The sequence below is a fragment of the Ramlibacter sp. PS4R-6 genome (assembly GCF_037572775.1).
Lineage (GTDB): Bacteria > Pseudomonadota > Gammaproteobacteria > Burkholderiales > Burkholderiaceae_C > Ramlibacter.
In genome coordinates this window covers 2,359,173-2,380,019 of the sequence record NZ_JBBHKA010000001.1, presented here as the reverse complement: position 1 = coordinate 2,380,019, position 20,847 = coordinate 2,359,173, and the positions used below count along the sequence as shown (strand labels likewise).

Sequence of the window (20,847 nt, the reverse complement as noted above, 5' to 3'; positions counted from 1 at the left end):
TCAGGCGTAGACGAGCGTGCCCTCGTCCTCGCCCATCACCACGCGGCGCAGCGCGCCGTGCTTGAAGATCGAAAAGACCTTGATGGGCAGCTTCTGGTCGCGGCACAGCGCGAACGCCGTGGCGTCCATGATGCCGAGATTCTGCGCCATCGCCTCGTCGAACGAGATGCGTTCGTAGCGCTTGGCGGCGCTGTCCTTCTTGGGGTCGGCGGTGTACACGCCGTCGACCTTGGTCGCCTTGAGCACGAGCTCGGCGCCGATCTCCGCGCCGCGCAGCGCGGCGGCCGTATCGGTGGTGAAGAAAGGGTTGCCGGTGCCGGCGGCGAAGATGACGACCTTGCCTTCCTCGAGGTACTGCAAGGCCTTGGGACGCACGTAGGGCTCGACGACCTGCTCGATCGCGATGGCCGACATGACGCGGGCCACCAGGCCCTGCTTGTTCATCGCGTCGGCGAGCGCCAGCGAATTCATCACCGTCGCCAGCATGCCCATGTAGTCGGCCGTGGCGCGGTCCATGCCGACGGCGCCGCCCGCGACGCCGCGGAAGATGTTGCCGCCGCCGATGACGATGGCCACCTCGACGCCCATGTTCACGACCTCTGCGACCTCCTCGACCATGCGGACGATGGTGGCGCGGTTGATGCCGAAGGCATCGTCCCCCATGAGTGCTTCACCGGACAGCTTCAGCAGGATTCGCTTGTGGGCCGGCTTGGCGTCGGTCATGGGGGGAGGTCCTTTTCGAATACGGGGTCGAGTGTAGCGGCTTGGTTGCGGGAAAAGGCCTCAGGCAGCCTGCTTGGCGGCTGCGACTTGCGCGGCCACTTCGGCGGCGAAATCGTCGGCCTTCTTCTCGATGCCCTCGCCCACCACGTACAGCGTGAACGACTTCACCGTGGTGCCCTTTTCCTTGAGCATCTGTTCCACGGTCTGCTTGTCGTTCTTCACGAAGGGCTGGTTGAGCAGCGAGACTTCCTTGAGGTACTTCTGCACCGAGCCTTCGACCATCTTGGCGATGATCTCGGCGGGCTTGCCGGATTCGGCGGCCTTCTGCGATGCGATCGAGCGCTCCTTCTCGACGAGGTCGGCCGAGACGTCCTTGCTCGACAGCGCCACGGGCTTCATCGCGGCGACGTGCATCGCGACGTCCTTGGCCGCGACTTCGTCACCCTCGTACTCGACGATCACGCCGATGCGGGTGCCGTGCAGGTACGACGCCAGCTTTCCGCCATTGGCGAAGCGCTTGAAGCGGCGGAAGCTCATGTTCTCGCCGATCTTGCCGATCAGGCCCTTGCGCACGTCTTCCAGCGTGGGGCCGAAGCCGTCCTGGGAGTGCGGCAGCGCGGACAGCGCGGCCACGTCGGCGGGATTGCTCTTCGCGATGAGTTCCGCGGCGGCCTTGGCCAGCGCGAGGAAGCTGTCGTTCTTGGCGACGAAGTCGGTCTCGCTGTTGGTCTCGAGGATCGCGCCGGTGTTGCCGTCGATCGCGATGCTGATGACGCCTTCGGCGGTGACGCGCGAGGCGGCCTTGCCGGCCTTGTTGCCCAGCTTCACGCGCAGGATTTCCTCGGCCTTGTCGAAATTGCCTTCCGCTTCGGTGAGCGCCTTCTTGCACTCCATCATCGGGGCGTCGGTCTTGGCGCGCAGTTCGGCGACCATGCTTGCGGTGATTGCTGCCATGTTTCTCTTCCTTGGGTGTTTCTTGATGGTCGAAGGGGGCCCGAAAGCCCCCTTCATCTCGGAATGGGACCGGCCGCTTAGGCGGACGCGCCTTCCTGCACTTCGACGAATTCGTCGCCGCCTTCGGACACGGCGCGCTGCACGTCCGCAGCGGCGTTGGCGCGGCCTTCCAGCACGGCGTCGGCGATGCCGCGCGCGTACAGCGTCACGGCCTTGGCCGAGTCGTCGTTGCCGGGGATGACGTAGTCGATGCCGACGGGCGAATGGTTGGAGTCGACCACGCCGACGATCGGGATGCCCAGCTTCTTGGCTTCGGCGATGGCGATCTTGTGGAAGCCCACGTCGATCACGAACAGGGCGTCGGGCAGGTTGTTCATCTCCTGGATGCCGCCGATGTCCTTCTCGAGCTTGGCCATCTCGCGCGTGAACATGAGCTGTTCCTTCTTGCTCATGGACTCGAGGCCGGCTTCCTGCTGGGCCTTCATGTCCTTCAGGCGCTTCAGCGACGTCTTCACCGTCTTGAAGTTGGTGAGCATGCCGCCCAGCCAGCGCTGGTCGACGAAGGGCATGCCGGCGCGCTGCGCCTCGGCCTTCACGATGTCGCGGGCCTGGCGCTTGGTGCCGACCATCAGGATGGTGCCGCGGTTCGCCGCCAGCTGGCGCACGAACTTGCTGGCATCCTGGAACATCGGGAGCGAGCGCTCCAGGTTGATGATGTGGATCTTGTTGCGATGGCCGAAGATGTAGGGGGCCATCTTCGGGTTCCAGAAGCGCGTCTGGTGGCCAAAGTGCACACCGGCTTCCAGCATCTGACGCATGGTCACGGACATGAATGTCTTCCTAAGGTTGGGTCTAGAATCCGGCCCGAAATCGTTGTGGGTTTTGCTCCCGCAACGACACCTTGGTAGGGCCCGATTCGCGATTTGCTTTGCTCATCCGCGGCGCCCGTCATGGGCACCACCCGGCAAAACCCAAAAATTATAGCAGCTTCACCCTTGCCGCGCTCCCGACCCGACCTGCACCACGTCCGCGCGGCCATCGCGCGCGGCGACACCACCGCCCCCCGCGAGATCGAGGAATCGATCACGATCGCCCAGGCCGAGGCCTGCCGGCACGTCTTCCTCAAGCCGACGTTCGAGGAAGCGCGCCGTGCCGCGTCCGATCCCGGCTCGGGCCAAAGGCCGCTGGCCGGGCTGGCGGTCTCCGTCAAGGACCTGTTCGACGTGCGCGGCGAGGCCACCGCCGCGGGCTCCGTCGCCCTCGCCGGCTCGCCGCCGGCCGCGCAGGATGCGCCGGCCGTGGCGCGCCTGCGCGCCGCCGGTGCGGCGATCCTGGGCCGCACCAACATGACCGAGTTCGCGTACTCGGGGGTGGGCGCCAATCCGCACTTCGACACGCCGTGGAACCCGGCGGACCGCGCGACGCGACGCATCCCCGGCGGGTCGTCGTCCGGCGCAGCCGTGTCGGTCGCCACGGGCGCTGCGTTCGTGGGGCTGGGCTCGGACACCCGCGGTTCCATCCGCACCCCCGCTGCCCTGTGCGGGGTCGTGGGCTTCAAGAACACCGCCCGCCTCGTGCCCACCGACGGCTGCGTGCCGCTGTCGACCACGCTCGACACGGTGTGCGCGATGACGCGCTCGGTGCCCGACGCGATCCTCGTGCACGAGCTGCTGTCAGGGACGACGATCCCGCGCGCCGATGTGCCGATGTCCGGCTACCGCCTCGCCGTCGCCCGCAACGTGATGCTCGATGCCCTGGAAGCTCCGGTGGCGCGGGCTTTCGAGCGCGCCATCAAGGCCTTGCGCGATGCCGGCGCGGCGGTGGAGGAAGTCGACCTCCCCGCGATCGACGACATCGGCCCCATGCAGGCCATCGGCGGCTTCGGCGCCGCGGAAAGCTACGCCTGGCACCGCCAGCTGCTGGCGCGCGCCGGCGACCGCTACGACCCGCGCGTGCGCAAGCGCGTCGAGGGCGGCGCGGCGATGAAGGCCTACGAATACCTCGAGCTCTTCGGCGCCCGTGCGGCAGCGATGGCGAAGCTGCAGGCGTCGCTGCGCGGCTTCGACGCCGTGCTCTCGCCCACCGTCCCGCTGGTCGCCCCGCCCTTCGCGCAGGTGGCGCCCGGCGCCGAGCGCGACGACGAGTTCTTCCGCGTCAATGCGCTCCTGCTGCGCAACACCAGCATCGTGAACATGGTCGACGGCTGCGCGATCTCGATCCCGTGCCATGCACCGGACGAGCTGCCCGTCGGGCTGATGATCTGGCAAGGCGCCTTGCACGACGCGGCGGTCCTCAACGTCGCCGCGCAGGCGGAAGCCACCCTCCAGAAGACCCGCGCATGAGGATCGCCGTCATCGGCGCCGGCATCATCGGCGTCACCACGGCCTTCGAGCTCGCCGTCGACGGCCACGAGGTCACCGTCTTCGAGCGCCGCTCGTCCGCCGCCGAGGAAACCAGCTTCGCGAATGCCGGTGTGATCGCGCCGGGCTACGTCACGCCGTGGGCCGCGCCCGGCATGCCGGCCAAGGTCGCGCGCTTCCTGGTGTCCGACCACGCGCCCGTGCGCCTGAGCCTGCCGCTTTCCGCGGCGGAAATCGGCTGGATGTGGAAGTGGTACCGCTCCTGCGACGCGGCCACCTACGCCGCGAACCGCGCGCGCATGCAGCGCCTGGCCTTCTACAGCCGCACCCGCCTGCACGAGATCACCGAGCACTTCCACCTCGAGTACGACCGCAGCACGGGCTACCTGGTGATGCTGCGCGGCGAGAAGGATCGCAAGATGGTGCAGCCGGGCCTGCAGGTGCTGCGCGACGCCGGCGTGACGTTCCACGAGGTCGATGCCGAACAGGCGCGCAAGGTGGAGCCCGCGCTCAACCCCGACACGCCCTTCGTCGGCGCCATCCACCTGCCGCAGGACGAGGTGGGCAATTGCCGCCAGTTCGCGCTGCTGCTGAAGAACGAGTGCCAGTCGCGCGGCGTCGCGTTCGAGTTCAACAGCACGGTGGCTCCCCTGTCGCGAGCGACACCGGGATCGCTGCAGGTCAGGGGCCCCGACGGCGGCACGGCGCAGTGGAATTTCAATGCCGTGGTCGTTTGCGGCGGCGTCGACTCGGCGCAGCTGCTGGCGCCCGTGGGCCTGGACGTCCCGCTCGCGCCCGTGTGGGGCTATTCGATCAGCGCGCCGCTGCGCGAGCCGCTCAATGCGCCGCGCAGCGGCATCATGGACGAGCGCTTCAAGGTGGCGATCTCGCGCCTGGGCAACCGCGTGCGCGTCGCGGGCAGCGCCGAGATCGGCGGTTCCGCGTCGAAGAAGCGCGAGGGTTCGCTCCAAACGCTCTACAAGGTGCTGCGCGACTGGTTCCCCGGCGCGGCGCAGCTCGCCAACACCGGCGGCGCCGCGGTGCAGGAGTGGAAAGGCGCGCGGCCCATGCTGCCCGACGGCCCGCCGCTGATCGGCGCCACCGGCGTTCCGGGCGTGTGGATCAACCTGGGCCACGGCTCCAGCGGCTGGGCGCTGTCGTGCGGCAGCGCACGCGTGATCGCCGACCTGATGGCGGGCCGTTCGCCCGAGGTCGACATCGAAGGCCTCGGGGTGGAGCGCCTCGCGGCGTAAAGCTACGATGCGGCCCATGCGCCGCGTCACGCCCGACCGTCCCTGGCCCTTGCACGGCGTCGCGGCCTCGCGCGTCATCGAACAAGGCGCCGCAGGCTCGCTTCCTGCGCACACGCTGATGCAGCGCGCCGGCCACGCCGTCGCGCGCCTTGCGCTGGCCATCGCGCCGCACGCGAAGAACGTGTGGGTGGCCTGCGGCCCCGGCAACAACGGCGGTGACGGCTTCGAGGCCGCGATGCACCTGCGGCAATGGGGCAAGGACGTGACCGTGACCCTCGCGGGCGACGAAGCCAGGGCGCCTGCCGATGCGAAGGCTTCGCTGCAGCGCGCCCGCGCGGCCGGCGTGCGTTTCGCATCGGACGTCCCGGCCAGCTTCGACTTGGCCATCGACGCGATGCTGGGCATCGGCTCCGCACGCCCGCTCGAAGGCCGCATGCGCGAGTGGGCCGGTGCGATGCGTGGCGTGCCGGTGCTGGCGGTCGACGTGCCTTCGGGGCTGTCGGCCGACACCGGCACGGGTGAGTCCGTCTTCGCGACGCACACTCTGTCGCTGCTGACGCTGAAGCCGGGCCTGTTCACGGCGCACGGCCGCGACGCATGCGGCGAGACCTGGTTCGACGACCTGGGGGTCGAAGGCGGCGAGCCGACGGGCTGGCTGTCGGGGCCACCCGCGCTTTCGCAACGCGCGCACGCCTCGCACAAGGGGACCTGGGGTGACGTCGCGGTGATCGGCGGCGCGCCCGGCATGGCCGGCGCGGCCTTGCTCGCGGCTTCGGGGGCGCTGCATGGCGGCGCGGGCCGCGTCTACGTGGGCCTGCTCGGCGACACCCTGCCCGTCGATCCCGCGCAGCCCGAGCTGATGATCCGCGACTGGAGCACGCTGGACCTCGCCGCGATGGCCGTCGCCTGCGGCTGCGGCGGGGGCGACGCCATCCGCGCCGCATTGCCGAAGGTGATCTCGAGGGCGCGCGCGCTGGTGCTGGATGCCGATGCGCTGAATGCGATCGCCGCGGACCCGCAACTGCAATCGCAGCTCGAAGCCCGAGGGCGGCGCGGCCGGCGCACCGTGGTCACGCCCCACCCGCTGGAGGCTGCGCGCCTGCTGTCACGCTCGACGCAGGACGTGCAAGCCGATCGCGTCGCAGCCGCGCAGGCGCTGGCGCAACGCTTCGGGTGCGTCGTGGTGCTCAAGGGTTCGGGAACCGTGGTCGCTGCGCCTTCACAGCTGCCGCGCATCAACCCCACGGGCAACGCGAAGCTCGCGACCGCCGGCACCGGCGACGTGCTGGCGGGCCTGGTTGCGGCGCGCCTGGCTTCGAACGACGACGCGCTGGAAGCCGCGGCAGGGGCCGTGTTCGACCACGGCCTCGCGGCGGACCGCTGGCGCGCGGGCCGCCCGCTGACCGCCTCCGCGCTGGCGCGAAAACTCTAGCCGCGCCCGACGAAGGGCATCTTCGTCGCCATCACCGTGTGGAAGAGCACGTTGGCTTCCAGCGGCAGGTTGGCCATGTACAGCACCGACTGGCCGACGATCGCCGCGTCCATCAGGGGCTCCGGCGCGATGGTGCCGTTGGCCTGCGGCACGCCCTTGGCCATGCGCGACGCGAGGTCCGTCATGGCGTTGCCGATGTCGATCTGGCCGACGGCGATGTCGTACTTGCGGCCGTCGAGCGACGCGGTCTTGGTGAGGCCCGTCACCGCGTGCTTGGTGGACGTGTAGGCGATCGAGTTCGGGCGCGGCGCGTGCGCCGAGATCGAGCCGTTGTTGACGATGCGCCCGCCCATCGGCTGCTGCGCCTTCATCACGCGGAACGCCTCGCGGATGCCGTAGAAGACCCCGTTGAGGTTGGTGTCGACGACCTTCTTCCAGTCGTCGTCGCCGATATCCTCCAGCAGCGTCTGGCCCAGGCCCATGCCCGCGTTGTTGAAGACGAAATCCACGCGGCCCCACTTGGCCACGGTGGCGTCGAACAGCGCGCGGACCTGCTTCGGGTCGGTCACGTCAGTCGGCACCGCCAGGCCGCGCTCGCGCGCGCCGCCTTCCGCGATCACCGCCTCCAGCGGCTCCTTGCGCCGGCCCGCGACAGCCACGCGCCAGCCGTCCTGCAGCAGCGCGAGCGCGGCAGCCTTGCCGATGCCGGTGCCGCCGCCGGTGACGATCGCGACGCCCTTGGGATTGCTTGCCATGTGTGGGTACTCCTCGTGTGTGGTTGCTAGCGGCGGCGGTGCTTGGCCTTGGGCGCGTGCTTCTTGACGGCGGGCTTGGCAGCAGCCTTCACCGCCTTTTTCGCGACGCCCTTCTTCCTGGGCTTGGCGCCTTCGCGCGCCTCGGACGGCACGCCCTTGTCCTTCATCGCGCGGTTCAGGAGCTCTTCGCCCTCCTTGACCAGCCGGAAGTCGATCTTGCGCCCGTCCAGGTCCACGCGGCTGACCTGCACGCGCACGCGCGAGCCGATCGCGTAGCGGATGCCGGTGCGCTCGCCGCGCAGCTCCTGGCGCGCCTCGTCGAACTTGAAGTACTCGCCGCCCAGCTCGGTGATGTGCACCAGGCCTTCGACGTACATCTGGTCCAGCGTGACGAAGATGCCGAAGCTGGTCGCGGCGGTGACGACGCCGCCGTACTCCTCGCCGAGGTGGTCGCGCATGTACTTGCACTTGAGCCAGGCCTCGACGTCGCGGCTGGCCTCGTCGGCGCGGCGCTCGTTCGCGCTGCAGTGCAGCCCCGCGGCTTCCCAGGCCTGCATCTCGCGCGTGGGCGGCGCGGCCTGCTTCTTGGCCCGGCCCGAAGCCGCGGCCTTCGCGGTGTTGCTCGCGATGCGGCGCGACAGCTTCTCGTGGTGCTCGCCCGGCGTCGGCAGCGCCGGCAGCTCGTAACGCTCGCCGTTCAGGATGGCCTTGATCACGCGGTGGACCAGCAGGTCCGGGTAGCGGCGGATCGGCGACGTGAAATGCGTGTACGCGTCGTAGGCCAGTCCGAAGTGGCCGCTGTTGAACGGCGTGTAGATGGCCTGCTGCATCGAGCGCAGAAGCATGGTGTGGATCTGCTGCGCGTCGGGCCGGTCCTTCGTCGCTTCGGCGATGCGCTGGAACTCGGCCGGCAGCGGCTCGTCGCTGATGGTCTGCGAGACGCCGATCGCCTTGAGGTACTGGCGCAGGATTTCCTTCTTCTCCGGCGTCGGGCCCTCGTGCACGCGGTACAGGCCCGGGCGCTTGGACTGCTGGATGAAGTCGGCCGCGCAGACGTTGGCGGCGAGCATCGATTCCTCGATCAGCCGGTGCGCGTCGGTGCGCACGCGCGGCACGATCTGCTCGATGCGGCCGTTCTCGTCGCAGACGATCTGCGTCTCGGTCGTCTCGAAGTCGACCGCGCCGCGGGCCTCGCGCGCCTTGAGCAGCACGCGGTAGACGTCGTGGAGGTTCAGGAGGTCCTGCACGCGGTCCTTGCGGCGGGCCGCCTCGGGCCCGCGCGTGTTGGCCAGGATCGCGGCGACTTCGGTGTACGTGAAGCGCGCATGGCTCCACATCACGCCGGGGTAGAACTGGTACGCAAAGATCTCGCCGGTCGACGTGATCAGCATGTCGGCCACCATGCACAGCCGCTCGACCTCGGGGTTCAGCGAGCACAGGCCGTTGGAGAGCTTCTCCGGCAGCATGGGGATCACGCGGCGCGGGAAGTAGACGCTGGTCGCGCGGTCGTAGGCGTCCACGTCGATGGGGCTGCCCGTCTCGACATAGTGGCTCACGTCGGCGATCGCGACGAGCAGGCGCCAGCCCTTGCCGCGCCCCACCTTCGTCGGCTCGCAGTACACGGCGTCGTCGAAGTCGCGCGCGTCCTCGCCGTCGATGGTGACCAGCGGCACGTCGGTCAGGTCGACGCGGTTCCGCTTGTCCTCCTTGCGGACCTTGTCCGGCAGCGAGCGCGCGAGCGCGATGCAGGCATGCGAGAACTCGTGCGGCACGCCGTACTTGCGCACGGCGATCTCGATCTCCATGCCCGGGTCGTCGATCTCGCCCAGCACTTCCTTGACGCGGCCCACGGGCTGGCCGTACAGGCTGGGCGGCTCGGTCAGTTCGACGACGACGACCTGGCCCGGCTTGGCCAGGCCCGTCGCGCCCTTGGGGATCAGGACGTCCTGCCCGTAGCGCTTGTCTTCCGGCGCCACCAGCCACACGCCGCTTTCGTGCAGCAGGCGGCCGATGATCGGTTGCGCGGGGCGCTCGATGATCTCGACGACGCGCCCTTCGGGGCGGCCCTTGCGGTCGTGGCGCACGATGCGCGCCTTGACGCGGTCGCGGTGCAGCACCGCGCGCATCTCGTTGGGGGGCAGGTAGATGTCGGTTTCGCCGTCGTCGCGCTGCACGTAGCCGTGCCCGTCGCGGTGCCCCTGGATCACGCCCTCGATCTCGTCGAGAAGGCCGATCCCGGCGTGGCTGGAGCTCAGGTGGTTGATGTTTTTGATGTTAGAATCCTTGGTTCCTGAAAGCCCAGGTGGCGGAATTGGTAGACGCACTAGTTTCAGGTACTAGCGAGTAACATCGTGGGGGTTCGAGTCCCTTCCTGGGCACCAAACAATCATAAGGCCGACTGAAGTCGGCCTTATTCGTTTGGCGCCCCGTCACCCTCAGATGGGGATGGCGATGAGGTCGTGGCCCTGGGCGGCGACGACTTTCGCTTTCGTGAACTCACCCACGCGCAGCTGCTTGCTGATCTTTTCGGGCGGCAGGAGCTGGACCGTTCCGTCGATCTCCGGCGCGTCCGCGTAGCTACGGCCGGCGCCGCCCTTGCGGCCGAGGCCGGGCGCCGAATCGACGAGCACCTGCATCGTCGCGCCGACGCGCTCGCGCAGCTTGTCGGCGGAAGCTTCCTCGGCAACCTTCATGAAGCGCGCCTGCCGTTCGTTGCGCACTTCCGCCGGCACCATGCCGGGAATCTCGTTCGCGGCCGCACCTTCGACGGGGCTGTAGGCGAAGCAGCCCGCGCGATCGATCCTCGCCTCGCGCATGAAATCCAGCAGGTGCTGGAACTCCGCCTCCGTCTCGCCCGGGAAGCCCGCGATGAACGTGCTGCGGATCACGAGCTCGGGGCACATCTCGCGCCACTTCGCGATGCGCTCGAGGTTCTTCTCGCCGTTGGCCGGCCGCTTCATGCGCTTGAGAACGTCCGGATGGCTGTGCTGGAACGGCACGTCCAGGTAAGGCAGTACCTTGCCCTCGGCCATCAGCGGGATCACGTCATCGACGGACGGGTACGGATAGACGTAGTGCAAGCGCACCCATGCGCCGTACGGTTCGGCCATCTCGCCGAGCGATTGCACGAGCTCCAGCATGCGCGTCTTCACCGGCCGGCCGTCCCAGAAACCGGTGCGGTACTTCACGTCCACGCCATACGCCGAGGTGTCCTGGCTGATGACCAGCAGCTCCTTCACGCCGCCTTCGAAGAGCGCCTTCGCCTCCTTGAGCACGTCGCCGATGGGACGGCTCACGAGGTCGCCGCGCATCGACGGGATGATGCAGAAGGTGCACCGGTGGTTGCAGCCTTCGCTGATCTTCAGGTACGCGTAGTGCTTGGGCGTGAGCTTGATGCCGGCGGCGGGCACGAGGTCGATGAACGGATCGTGCGGCTTGGGCAGGTTCGCGTGCACCGCATCCATCACCTCCTGCGTGGCGTGCGGGCCCGTGACGGCCAGCACCGAAGGATGGATCTGCTTGACGAGGTTGCCGCCGCCGTCGCCCGCCTTCGCGCCCAGGCAGCCGGTGACGATGACCTTGCCGTTCTCGGCCAGCGCCTCGCCGATCGTGTCCAGGCTTTCCTTGACGGCGTCGTCGATGAAACCGCAGGTGTTGACGATGACCAGGTCGGCGCCCTCGAAGGTCTTCGAGGTCGCGTAGCCTTCGGCGCTGAGTTGGGTGAGGATCAGTTCGGAATCCGTGAGGGCCTTCGGGCAGCCGAGGCTCACGAACCCCACTTTCGGGGAGCTCATCCCCGTATTGTCCCAGAGGACCAATAACTTACTGGATCCCGGCCTTCGCCGGGACTTCGCCAGCCGTTACCGCTTGATGCCGAATGCCCCGAGCATCTGCTCGGTCTGCTTGGCCATCTGTTCCTGCATCTTCTCGAACATGGTGCGCGACTGCTCGACATAGCCGCCCAGCAGCGGGTTCTGCATGTTGACGAACTGCGCCCACATCTCGGGCGTGAGCGTCTTGGACTGCTCGGCCAGCTTGCCCTGGATCTCCATGAAGGCCTGGACGTTCTTCTCCAGGTAGGTGCCCATGAAGGCCTGCGCGGCGTGGCCGTAGATACGGATGAGGTTGGCGAGCGCGGCCTCGCTGAACATTGGCTGGCCGCCGGCCTCTTCCTCCAGGATGATCTGCAGCAGGATGCTGCGCGTCAGGTCGTCGTTGCTCTTGGCATCGCGCACCGTGAACGGCTCGTTGTCCATGACGAGCTGCTTCACTTCGGCGAGCGTGATGTACGAGGAGGTGTCGGTGTCGTACAGCCGCCGGTTCGGGTACTTCTTGATCACCCGCTGGGCCGGCTTCGGGCCGCTGGCTTTCTTGCTCTGCACCACTGGCTGTTCTCCTCGTGCGGGCGCTGCATGGGGCGCCCGCTGTATTGCGTTGCAGCAGATTCTAGGGGAGCGGCTTGCACGCAACGCCCCAAGGTTTACCCGTACCGCACCCGCCGGAAACGGAAGTATCACGACGTGTGCCCGCTCGGTAAAAACCCTCTTTCCGCAGTGCGGCAACGCGCCAGATATTGGCTTGCTAACGATTCACACAAGGAGACAGCCATGACCCAGCCGAAGCAGACCGGACGTCGCAACCTCCTCAAGGGAGCCGCCGTCGCCGCCGGTGCGATGAGCGCCCCGATGGTTGCCACCGCGCAGACCACCGCACTGCGTTTCCAGAGTGCCTGGCCCGCCAAGGACATCTTCCACGAGTACGCCAACGACTTCGCCAAGAAGGTGAACGACATGGCCGGCTCGAAGGTGAAGGTGGAGGTGCTGCCGGCCGGCGCCGTCGCGGGCGCCTTCGGCCTGCTCGACGCGGTCAGCAAGGGCACGCTGGACGGCTGCCACGGCGTGGTGGCGTACCACTATGGCAAGAACACCGCCCTGGCCCTGTGGGGCTCCGGCCCCGCGTTCGGCATGGACCCGAACATGGTGCTGTCCTGGCACTACTACGGCGGCGGCAAGGAACTGCTGGAGGAGATCTACAAGTCGCTCAACGTCGACGTGATCTCCTGGCTGTCGGGCCCGATGCCCACGCAGCCCTACGGCTGGTTCAAGAAGCCGGTGACGAAGTCCGCGGACATGAAGGGCATGAAGTTCCGCACCGTGGGCCTGGCCGTCGACATGTACACGGCGCAAGGCGCGGCGGTGAACCCGCTGCCGGGCGGCGAGATCGTCGCGGCGCTGGACCGCGGCCTGATCGACGGCGCGGAGTTCAACAACGCCTCGTCGGACAAGGCCCTGGGCTTCCAGGACGTCTCGAAGGTCTGCATGCTGCAAAGCTACCACCAGAGCGGCGAGCAGTTCGAGATCATGTTCAACAAGACCAAGTACAACTCGCTGCCCGAGGAAGTGCGCAACATCATCAAGTACGCCACCGAGGCATCCAGCGCCGACTTCAGCTGGAAGGCCGCGCACCGCAACAGCCAGGACTACATCGAGCTCAAGAAGCTCGGCGTGAAGTTCTACAAGACCCCCGACTCGATCCTCAAGGACCAGCTCGACGCTTGGGACAAGATCATGGTCGACAAGCAGAAGGACAACCCGTTCTTCAAGAAGGTGCTGGATTCGCAGCGCGCCTTCGCCGAGCGCGCGGGCCGCTGGCAGACCGACTACATGGTCGACTTCAAGCCGGCGTGGAACCGCTACTTCGGCGGCGGCGGCAAGGCGCCGGCCAAGAAAGCCTGACCTCCAGATCAGGCCCCTGCAGGCCAGCGGCCCCGGCGCGGGGCGCTGGCCTTTTGCATGGATAACTACTAAAACACCAACCTGATGAACACCCAACGCCTGCTCCACACGGCAGACACCATCAGCACCTGGGTCGGCAAGGCCGCCGCATGGCTGATCGTCGCGCTGATGCTCATGGTCGTCGTCGAGGTCTTCAAGCGCTACATCCTCAATGCGCCGACGGCCTGGATCTACGACGCCAGCAACATGATGTACGGCACGCTTTTCATGATGGCGGGTGCCTACACGCTCGCGCAGGACGGCCACGTGCGCGGCGACTTCCTCTACGGCAACATGAAGCCGCGCACGCAGGCCTCGCTCGACCTGGCCCTGTACGTGCTGTTCTTCATCCCGGGCATCCTCGCGCTGATCTGGGCCGGCTGGATCTATTTCGGCGACGCGCTCGCCATCAAGGAACAGACCTTCAACGCGGTGCAGCTGCCGCTGTATCCCTTCAAGGGCGTCATCCCGGTCGCCGGCGCGCTGGTGATGATGCAGGGCATCGCGGAGATGATCCGCTGCGTCATCTGCATCCGCACCGGGCAGTGGCCCGCGCGCCTGAAGGACGCCGAGGAGATCGACGTCGTCGAGCAGCAGCTCGCCAAGAGCACCTACGTCGACGACGAGGCGCGCAAGGCCGCCATCGCCAGCGCCCACCAGATCGATGAAGTGGCCCGCACGCGCAGCACGGGGGACAAGCCATGATCATCAGCAATGCCGCCCTCGGCATGACGATGCTGGCGCTGATCGTGGTCGCGATCATGCTCGGCTTCCCCACCGCCTTCACCCTCATGGGCCTGGGCATGGTGTTCGGCTACGTCGCTTTCCACGACGCGTCCGTGCCCATCATGAAGAACCACATCTTCGACCTGATGGTGCAGCGCTGCTTCGGCGCGATGACCAACGAGACGCTGCTGTCCATCCCGCTGTTCGTGCTGATGGGCTACGTGATGGAGCGCGGGGCGCTGGTGGACAAGATGTTCCACGCGGTGCAGCTGGCTTTCCGCCGCGTGCCCGGCTCGCTCGCGGTCACCACGCTGATCATCTGCACTTTCTGGGGCATCGCGAGCGGCCTCGTCGGCGCGGTGGTGGTGCTGATGGGCGTGATCGCGATGCGGCCCATGCTCAACGCGGGCTACGACGTGCGCCTCGCCTCGGGCGTCATCACGGCCGGCGGCACGCTGGGCATCCTGATCCCGCCGTCGGTGATGATCATCGTGTACGCGGCCGTCGCCGGGCAGTCGATCGTGAAGCTCTATGCGGCCGCGATGTTCCCCGGCTTCTTCCTGGCTTTCCTGTACCTCGTCTACGTGGTGGGATGGGTGCTGATCAACCCGAAGATCGCGCCGCAGCTGCCGAAGGAGCAGATGGTCGTGCCCATCCCGGGATGGCTGTCACACCTGTCGCAGAACTACTCGCCGCGCACCTTGCCGGCACTGCTGAAATCGCTGGTGTCGCCGGCACGGGCCACGGCTTACCAGGGCGAAACCCGTATCACGCGGGGCTTCCTCGCCTCGAACTTCCTGCGCGCGCTGGTGCCCGCGATCCTCGCCGCCGCCCTGCTGGGCCTCACGTGGTGGTACGTCGTGATCCACTCGCAGCAGAAGGATGCGCCCGTGATGGCCGCGACCGCGCAAGTCGCTCAGAAGGAAGCCGCGGGTGCGGCGACCGCATCCGGTCCCGCGGCCGATGCCGGCGGCGTGCAGGAGCCGCCCAGCAGCGGCGGCGTCCAGGAGCCTCCCGCTTCGGGCGGTGTCGAAGAGCCGCCCGGCGCCGGCGGCGTGCAGGAGCCGCCGGGTGCGGCCGCATCCGCTGCAACGGCCGCGCCCGCCGCGGACGCGCCGCTGCAGCAGCTCGGCGACCCGTCGGCGGAGATCGAAGTGGCACCCGTGCCCGAAGCTTTCTACCCCGGCTTCGCGATCGCATGCGCCCTCATGCTGGCCCTGCTCGTCTGGTACTACCGGAAGTTCGACGCGGAGCAGTTCGAGATCCTGCGCATGCTCGTCACCTCGGTGATGCCGCTGGCCCTGCTGACCATCGTCGTGCTCGCGGTGATCCTCTTCGGCATCACGACCGCTACCGAGTCCGCCGCCGTCGGCGCGGCCGGGGCCTTCCTCATGGCCTGGCAGGCGAAGACGCTCAACCTCGAGCGCATCAAGGAGGCCGTCTACCTCACCGCGAAGACCACCGCGATGGTGTGCTGGCTGTTCGTGGGTTCGGCGCTCTTCTCCGCCGTGTTCGCGCTGCTCGGCGGCCAGGGGCTGGTGGAGAGGTGGGTGCTGTCGATGAACCTGTCGCCGCTGCAGTTCCTGCTGGTGTCGCAGGCCATCATCTTCATCCTGGGCTGGCCGCTGGAGTGGACCGAGATCATCGTGATCTTCGTGCCCATCTTCCTGCCGCTGCTGCAGCACTTCCAGATCGACCCCATCCTGTGGGGCACGCTGGTGTTCGTGAACCTGCAGGCGGCGTTCCTGTCGCCGCCGGTGGCGATGTCGGCCTTCTACCTGAAGGGGGTGTCGCCGCCGCACGTGACGATCAACCAGATCTTCTCGGGGATGATGCCGTACATGCTGATCGTCATCCTGTGCATGGTGTTCATGTACATCTGGCCCGGGATGACCCTGTGGCTGCCGAAGTACCTGTACGGCGGCTGAAATGCGAAACGGCACCGCGAGGTGCCGTTTTCAGGTGTTGGTAGGCGCGATTGGATTCGAACCAACGACCCCCACCATGTCAAGGTGGTGCTCTAACCAACTGAGCTACGCGCCTGGGATTCGTCGAGCCCGTGATTGTAGCAGGCCTCTCAGCGGCGCCGTGCCCGCTGCACGCCGGCCACGTCCCGCACCAGCGCCAGCACCTTCGACAGCTTGCTCGCATCGGCCACTTCGACGGTGAACGTCATCCACGCCGTGCCCTTGACCGAGGTGGTCTGCACGCCGATCACGTTCATCTTCTCCTTGGCGAACACTTCGGAGATGTCGCGCAGCAGGCCCTGCCGGTCGGCGGCCTCCACGCTCACGTCCACCGGGTAGACCGCGTCCGACGCGCCCCGCGCGCCCCACTGCACGTCGATCACGCGCTCGGGCGCCTTCGTCGCGAGCTCGTGGAAGCTCGGGCAGTCGCGCCGGTGGATGCTCACGCCCTTGCCGCGCGTGACGAAGCCCGCGATCGAATCGGGCGGCGCGGGCTTGCAGCAGCGCGCCAGCTGCGTCATGAGCGAATCGATGCCCACCACCAGCACGCCGCCCTTGGGTTCGCGCGCCGCGGGCCGCGGCTTCTTCAGCAGGAACTCGTCCTGCGGCAGCGGGGCGGCCGGCGGGTTCAGCACCGTCTCGATGTTGCGCAGCGAGAACTCGTCCTTGCCGACCACGCCGAACAGGTCGTCGGCCGACTTGAAGCCCAGTTGCTCGGCGAGGTCCTCCAGCTTCACGGCGGTCTTGCCTTCGCGCTGCAGGAGCTTCTCGACGAGTTCGCGGCCGCGCGCCACGGTCTCGTGCCGCAGCTGCTCGTTGAACCAGGCGCGCACCTTGGCCCTGGCGCGATGGCTCGCGAGGAAGCCCAGCTCGGGGTTGAGCCAGTCGCGCGAAGGCCCGCCCTCCTTCGCCGCGACCACGGCGACGGTCTGCCCGTTCTTCAGCGGCGTGTTCAGCGGCACCATCGCGCCGTCGACGCGCGCGCCGCGGCAGCGGTGGCCCAGGCTGGTGTGCACGCTGTAGGCGAAATCCACCGGCGTCGCGCCCTGCGGCAGCTCGACGATCGCGGCGTCGGGCGTCAGCACGTAGATGCGGTCCTCGAACAGCCCCTTGGCCGCGCCCGACAGGTCGCGCTCCCACGCGAGCAGCTGCCGCAGCACGGCGATCTTCGCGTCGTACTCGCCACTGGCGGACACGCCGGAGTAGCCCTTCTGCCCCGCCTCTTTGTAGGCCCAGTGGGCGGCCACGCCGTGCTCGGCGTGCTCGTGCATCGCCTGCGTGCGGATCTGGATCTCGATGGCGCGGCCCTGCGCGTCGCGCACGATGGTGTGCAGCGACTGGTAGCCGTTGGGTTTGGGCTTGGCGATGTAGTCGTCGAACTCCTCGACCAGCGGCGTGAACTGCTGGTGCACCCACGACAGCGCCGCGTAGCAGTCCTTCACCTCCGGAACGATGACGCGCAGCGCGCGGATGTCGAACACCTGGGCGAAGTCCAGGTCCTTGCCGCGCATCTTGCGAACGATGCTGTAGATGTGCTTGGGTCGCCCGTAGACGCTGGCGGCGATTCCCTGGGCGCGCAGCTCGCCTTCGAGCCCGGAGCGCAGGTCCTCGACGTAGTGCTCGCGCTCGGTGCGCTTCTCGTCGAGCATCTTCGCCACGCGCTTGTACGTGTCCGGCTCGAGGAAGCGGAAGGCCAGGTCCTCCATCTCCCACTTCACCTGCCAGATGCCCAGGCGGTTGGCCAGGGGCGCGAAGACGTTCAGGGCCTCGCGCGCCACACCCTCGGGCGCGACAGTCTTGTTGGCCGCGTGCCAGCGCAGCGTCGCGAGCCGCGAGGCCAGGCGCAGCAGCACCACGCGCAGGTCGCGCGAGAAGGCCAGCAGCATCTTGCGGACGGTCTCGGTGCGGGCCTTCGCCTCTTCCTCGCCCTCGTCCTGCGCGACGCGTGTCTGCTGCTGGATGCGCACCAGCTTGTTGGTCTCGGTGGCGAGCTTGGCGTAGCTCTCGCCGAAGGCCTTGGCGATGACCTCTTCGGGCTTGTTGAGGTAGGCGCAGGCGTAGACGAGATAGCTCGCGGCCTGCATCGCCTCCGAGCCGCCCATGGACTTGAGGATTGCCGCCACCGCATCGGCGTGCGCGAGCGTGTTCTCGCCGGTGTCCAGCGTCTCGTGGGCGATCAATGGCTCGGCGAAGGCGCGCGTGCGCGCCAGCGCGTTGGCCTGCTGGGGCAGCGCCTCCTCGGTGGCGGCGATCAGCTCCGGGACCTGGCCGTCAACCTGTTCTGCCAGCAGGCTTTTCATCGGAAGGATCGAGCAGGAACGAGGCGACCGCCTCGACCTGGTTGTCGGAAACGAACGTGGGCGCATGGCCCACGCCGGCGAATTCGACCAGGCTCGCACGCGGGCCGCGCTTGGTCATCGCGAGCGCGGTTTCCTTCGCGAGCAGGTCGGAATCGGCGCCGCGCGTCAGGAGCACGCGGGCCTTGATGTTGTCGTAGGCCTGCCAGAGCGCGGTCTCGCCTTGCGCGGCGGCTTCCCGGGTCAGGGCCTTGATCGGCTCGGCGATGGCCGGGTCGTAATGCAGCGTGTAGGCGCCATCCTCGAGCTGCTTGACCATCGGCGCGGAAAGCGCCATCCACTGCTCGGGGGTGTGGGGGCCGAAGGACGTCGAGACAGCCCACATGGCATCGGCCGCCTGCTGCACCGATTCGAACCGCCCGGTCTTGCCGAGATAGCCCTTGATCCGCTCCAGCGACGACCACTGGATCGCCGGGCCGACGTCGTTGAAGACGATGCGGCGCACCGGCACGGGAAGCGGCAGGTTCGGGGTGCCGGCCAGGCCCATGCCGATCAGCCCCCCCATGCTGGTCCCGACCCAGTCCAGCGTCTGGATGGGAGCCTGCTTGTGCAGCAGCCCGAGCATCGCGAGCATGTCGGCCACGTACGTCGGCACGCCATAGGCCATCGGGTCCTGGAGCCAGTCGCTCTTGCCGCGGCCCACGACGTCGGGGCACACCACGCGCAGCTTGCCGCCGGCCCGCCCGACGAGCGCCTGAGCCAGCACATCGAAATCGCGCCCCTGCCGCGAGACCCCGTGCGCGCACACGACGACGTGCGGCGCCGCGGCGTCGCCCCATTGCCAGTACGCCATGCGATGCCCACCCTTGGGGTCGGGGCAAGGTACGTAGTTCAGCGTAGGGACCGTCATGGAAGGAAAAAGCGGGCAAACCGCCGCATACTGTGCGGCAACATTTTGCGGCTGCGCCGCACCCATTTTTTCGTATCCTAGTTCAAGTACGGAGACCATCATGCTGAAGGGCAAAACCGCACTCGTCACCGGCTCGACCAGCGGCATCGGCCTGGGCATCGCGAAGGCGCTCGCCCGCCAGGGCGCGAACATCGTGCTCAATGGCTTCGGCGACGTCGACGGCCCCAAGGCGCAGGTGGAAGCCTTCGGCGTCAAGTCGGCGTACCACGGCGCGGACATGAGCAAACCGGGCGAGATCGAGGAAATGATGAAGTTCGCCGCCGGCGAGTTCGGCCGCGTCGACATCCTCGTGAACAACGCCGGCATCCAGCACGTCGCGCCGGTCGAGGACTTCGCGCCGGAAAAGTGGGACCAGGTCATCGCCATCAACCTCTCCAGCGCCTTCCACACCACGCGCCTGGCGCTGCCGGCCATGAAGAAGGCCAACTGGGGCCGCATCATCAACGTCGCATCCGTGCACGGGCTGGTCGCCTCGGTGCAGAAGTCGGCCTACGTGGCCTCCAAGCACGCGATCGTCGGCTTCACCAAGGTCGTCGCGCTCGAGAACGCCACCACGGGCATCACCTGCAACGCGATCTGCCCCGGCTGGGTGCTGACGCCGCTGGTGCAGAAGCAGGTCGACGCGAAGGCGGCCGCGCTGAAACTCTCCAACGAGGAAGCGACCAAGCAGCTCCTCGGCGAGAAGGAACCCTCGATGCAGTTCACCACGCCGGAAGAGCTGGGCGAGCTCGCCGTGTTCTTCTGCTCCGATGCCGCGAAGAACGTGCGCGGCGTGGCGTGGAACATGGACGGCGGCTGGGCCGCGCAGTAACTACGCGCCGAGCTTCAGGTCGTACGGGTGCGTCATCTCGAAGCGCGCATCCGCCAGGTCGTAGTCCCAGCGTTCCACCTTGCAGGTGCGGGCTTCGCCGGACACGGGTGACGCCCACCGGATCACGTTGATCGAGTTCGGCGTGTTGTGGCGCACGCGGCGCGACAGCGCGGTGCCGGCCTGCAGGCAGTACATCGCACGCTTCGCGCCCTTCACCACCGCGCAGACATCCGTCACGTACGGCAGGTGGATGTGGCCGCCGAGCACCAGGTCCGCGCCGGCGTCGGACCAGGCGGTGACGGCCTCGTGGCCGCCGTGCAGCCGGTCGTCCTCGTCCTCTTCGCGCAGCACGCAAGCGGGCTGGTGCGTGACCACCACGCGCAGCTTGTCGCGCGGCATGCCTTTCAGCAACTCCACCACGCGCGCGACCTGTTGCGGCGAGACTTCGCCATCCTTGTGCCGCTCGGGCCGCGTGGTGTTCACGCCGACGACGATGGCGTCGGGCAGTTCCATCACCGGTTCCAGTTCGCCGCCGAAGGCCTTCTTGTAGCCGCGGTAAGGCATCGCGATGCGGGCGAAGACGTTGTAGAGCGGGATGTCGTGGTTGCCCGGCAGCGCGAGCATCTTCGAAATGCGCAGCGACTCGCAGAAACTGCGCGCGGCAGAGAACTGCGCCGAGCGCGCGCGCTGCGTGATGTCACCGGAGAAGATGAGCCCGTCGGGCTTGAGCTCGTGCGCGAAAGCCTGCAGCGCCAGGACGACGGCCGGGTCTTCGGTGCCGAAATGCGTATCGGAGATGTGCAGCAGCACGCTCATCGCGTGCAG

The 20,847-nt window shown here is 67.9% G+C and carries 17 protein-coding genes and 2 tRNA genes; 8 read left to right on the top strand and 11 right to left on the bottom strand.

The window, feature by feature from the left end; translation table 11 throughout:
* From pyrH to rpsB, 3 genes are all read right to left on the bottom strand, one after another.
* Window positions 1-723: a UMP kinase gene (gene pyrH / locus WG903_RS11815; protein WP_340075516.1), complete on the bottom strand. Its 723-nt coding sequence runs from the start codon at window positions 721-723 to the stop codon at window positions 1-3.
* A gap of 60 nt (window positions 724-783) precedes the next feature.
* Complete coding sequence (tsf, locus tag WG903_RS11810) at window positions 784-1,677, bottom strand: translation elongation factor Ts (protein WP_340075514.1); 894 nt, start codon at window positions 1,675-1,677, stop codon at window positions 784-786.
* A 77-nt stretch (window positions 1,678-1,754) separates the two neighbouring features.
* On the bottom strand, window positions 1,755-2,507 hold the full coding sequence (gene rpsB / locus WG903_RS11805) for a 30S ribosomal protein S2 (RefSeq protein ID WP_340075512.1): 753 nt from the start codon (window positions 2,505-2,507) through the stop codon (window positions 1,755-1,757).
* 165 nt (window positions 2,508-2,672) lie between these two features.
* Between rpsB and WG903_RS11800 the strand changes: the two genes are divergently transcribed.
* The 3 genes from WG903_RS11800 to WG903_RS11790 are packed head-to-tail and all read left to right on the top strand — an operon-like array spanning window position 2,673 to window position 6,722.
* Window positions 2,673-4,019, top strand: coding sequence for an amidase (locus tag WG903_RS11800; protein WP_445263596.1), 1,347 nt, complete (start codon window positions 2,673-2,675; stop codon window positions 4,017-4,019).
* Complete coding sequence (locus WG903_RS11795) at window positions 4,016-5,290, top strand: D-amino acid dehydrogenase (protein WP_340075510.1); 1,275 nt, start codon at window positions 4,016-4,018, stop codon at window positions 5,288-5,290. Before WG903_RS11800 ends, WG903_RS11795 begins: the two co-directional genes overlap by 4 nt.
* Window positions 5,291-5,306: 16 nt before the next feature.
* Entirely contained in the window at window positions 5,307-6,722 is a 1,416-nt protein-coding gene (locus tag WG903_RS11790; RefSeq protein WP_340075508.1) for an NAD(P)H-hydrate dehydratase, read from the top strand.
* Here the strand turns inward: WG903_RS11790 and WG903_RS11785 are convergent.
* Together WG903_RS11785 and rnr are read right to left on the bottom strand one after the other, a co-directional pair.
* A complete protein-coding gene (locus tag WG903_RS11785; protein ID WP_340075506.1) occupies window positions 6,719-7,477 on the bottom strand; it encodes an SDR family oxidoreductase in 759 nt (252 codons plus the stop codon). The two genes, WG903_RS11790 and WG903_RS11785, sit on opposite strands and share 4 nt — an antisense overlap.
* Window positions 7,478-7,503: 26 nt before the next feature.
* A complete protein-coding gene (gene rnr, locus WG903_RS11780) occupies window positions 7,504-9,684 on the bottom strand; it encodes a ribonuclease R (RefSeq protein ID WP_445263595.1) in 2,181 nt (726 codons plus the stop codon).
* Between the two features lie 89 nt (window positions 9,685-9,773).
* Between rnr and WG903_RS11775 the strand changes: the two genes are divergently transcribed.
* Window positions 9,774-9,858: transfer RNA gene (locus WG903_RS11775), tRNA-Leu, on the top strand.
* 54 nt (window positions 9,859-9,912) lie between these two features.
* Here the strand turns inward: WG903_RS11775 and rimO are convergent.
* Together rimO and phaR are read right to left on the bottom strand one after the other, a co-directional pair.
* Window positions 9,913-11,271: a 30S ribosomal protein S12 methylthiotransferase RimO gene (gene rimO, locus WG903_RS11770; RefSeq protein WP_340075504.1), complete on the bottom strand. Its 1,359-nt coding sequence runs from the start codon at window positions 11,269-11,271 to the stop codon at window positions 9,913-9,915.
* Between the two features lie 66 nt (window positions 11,272-11,337).
* Window positions 11,338-11,859 (bottom strand): polyhydroxyalkanoate synthesis repressor PhaR, encoded by a 522-nt coding sequence (gene phaR / locus WG903_RS11765; RefSeq protein ID WP_340075502.1) that lies wholly within the window; start codon window positions 11,857-11,859, stop codon window positions 11,338-11,340.
* Between the two features lie 225 nt (window positions 11,860-12,084).
* Between phaR and WG903_RS11760 the strand changes: the two genes are divergently transcribed.
* The 3 genes from WG903_RS11760 to WG903_RS11750 all read left to right on the top strand — a co-directional run bounded on the left by WG903_RS11760 (window position 12,085) and on the right by WG903_RS11750 (window position 15,905).
* Window positions 12,085-13,212: a TRAP transporter substrate-binding protein gene (locus tag WG903_RS11760; RefSeq protein ID WP_340075500.1), complete on the top strand. Its 1,128-nt coding sequence runs from the start codon at window positions 12,085-12,087 to the stop codon at window positions 13,210-13,212.
* A gap of 84 nt (window positions 13,213-13,296) precedes the next feature.
* The gene (locus WG903_RS11755; RefSeq protein ID WP_340075498.1) at window positions 13,297-13,956 is read left to right on the top strand and encodes a TRAP transporter small permease subunit; all 660 of its coding nucleotides are present in this window, start codon (window positions 13,297-13,299) and stop codon (window positions 13,954-13,956) included.
* Window positions 13,957-13,958: 2 nt separating this feature from the next.
* The gene (locus WG903_RS11750; RefSeq protein ID WP_445263629.1) at window positions 13,959-15,905 is read left to right on the top strand and encodes a TRAP transporter large permease; all 1,947 of its coding nucleotides are present in this window, start codon (window positions 13,959-13,961) and stop codon (window positions 15,903-15,905) included.
* 38 nt (window positions 15,906-15,943) lie between these two features.
* Here the strand turns inward: WG903_RS11750 and WG903_RS11745 are convergent.
* The 3 genes from WG903_RS11745 to WG903_RS11735 form a co-directional block, all read right to left on the bottom strand.
* A tRNA-Val gene (locus WG903_RS11745) sits at window positions 15,944-16,020 on the bottom strand.
* A gap of 34 nt (window positions 16,021-16,054) precedes the next feature.
* Complete coding sequence (locus WG903_RS11740) at window positions 16,055-18,244, bottom strand: RelA/SpoT family protein (RefSeq protein ID WP_340075494.1); 2,190 nt, start codon at window positions 18,242-18,244, stop codon at window positions 16,055-16,057.
* A complete protein-coding gene (locus WG903_RS11735) occupies window positions 18,216-19,151 on the bottom strand; it encodes an alpha/beta fold hydrolase (RefSeq protein ID WP_340075492.1) in 936 nt (311 codons plus the stop codon). Before WG903_RS11735 ends, WG903_RS11740 begins: the two co-directional genes overlap by 29 nt.
* A gap of 100 nt (window positions 19,152-19,251) precedes the next feature.
* Between WG903_RS11735 and WG903_RS11730 the strand changes: the two genes are divergently transcribed.
* Window positions 19,252-20,022: a 3-hydroxybutyrate dehydrogenase gene (locus WG903_RS11730; protein WP_340075490.1), complete on the top strand. Its 771-nt coding sequence runs from the start codon at window positions 19,252-19,254 to the stop codon at window positions 20,020-20,022.
* Here the strand turns inward: WG903_RS11730 and WG903_RS11725 are convergent, their stop codons facing one another.
* The gene (locus tag WG903_RS11725) at window positions 20,023-20,838 is read right to left on the bottom strand and encodes a metallophosphoesterase family protein (RefSeq protein WP_340075488.1); all 816 of its coding nucleotides are present in this window, start codon (window positions 20,836-20,838) and stop codon (window positions 20,023-20,025) included.
* Window positions 20,839-20,847: the final 9 nt, after the last annotated feature.

What these genes read in the sequence shown, in the direction of transcription:
- WG903_RS11785 (WP_340075506.1), bottom strand. Translation starts at nt 7,477, where the DNA reads ATGGCAAGCAATCCCAAGGGCGTCGCGATCGTCACCGGCGGCGGCACC.
- tsf (WP_340075514.1), bottom strand. Translation starts at nt 1,677, where the DNA reads ATGGCAGCAATCACCGCAAGCATGGTCGCCGAACTGCGCGCCAAGACC.
- WG903_RS11795 (WP_340075510.1), top strand. Translation starts at nt 4,016, where the DNA reads ATGAGGATCGCCGTCATCGGCGCCGGCATCATCGGCGTCACCACGGCC.
- rpsB (WP_340075512.1), bottom strand. Translation starts at nt 2,507, where the DNA reads ATGTCCGTGACCATGCGTCAGATGCTGGAAGCCGGTGTGCACTTTGGC.
- WG903_RS11730 (WP_340075490.1), top strand. Translation starts at nt 19,252, where the DNA reads ATGCTGAAGGGCAAAACCGCACTCGTCACCGGCTCGACCAGCGGCATC.
- pyrH (WP_340075516.1), bottom strand. Translation starts at nt 723, where the DNA reads ATGACCGACGCCAAGCCGGCCCACAAGCGAATCCTGCTGAAGCTGTCC.
- WG903_RS11735 (WP_340075492.1), bottom strand. Translation starts at nt 19,151, where the DNA reads ATGACGGTCCCTACGCTGAACTACGTACCTTGCCCCGACCCCAAGGGT.
- rimO (WP_340075504.1), bottom strand. Translation starts at nt 11,271, where the DNA reads ATGAGCTCCCCGAAAGTGGGGTTCGTGAGCCTCGGCTGCCCGAAGGCC.
- WG903_RS11725 (WP_340075488.1), bottom strand. Translation starts at nt 20,838, where the DNA reads ATGAGCGTGCTGCTGCACATCTCCGATACGCATTTCGGCACCGAAGAC.
- WG903_RS11760 (WP_340075500.1), top strand. Translation starts at nt 12,085, where the DNA reads ATGACCCAGCCGAAGCAGACCGGACGTCGCAACCTCCTCAAGGGAGCC.
- WG903_RS11755 (WP_340075498.1), top strand. Translation starts at nt 13,297, where the DNA reads ATGAACACCCAACGCCTGCTCCACACGGCAGACACCATCAGCACCTGG.
- WG903_RS11790 (WP_340075508.1), top strand. Translation starts at nt 5,307, where the DNA reads ATGCGCCGCGTCACGCCCGACCGTCCCTGGCCCTTGCACGGCGTCGCG.
- WG903_RS11740 (WP_340075494.1), bottom strand. Translation starts at nt 18,244, where the DNA reads ATGAAAAGCCTGCTGGCAGAACAGGTTGACGGCCAGGTCCCGGAGCTG.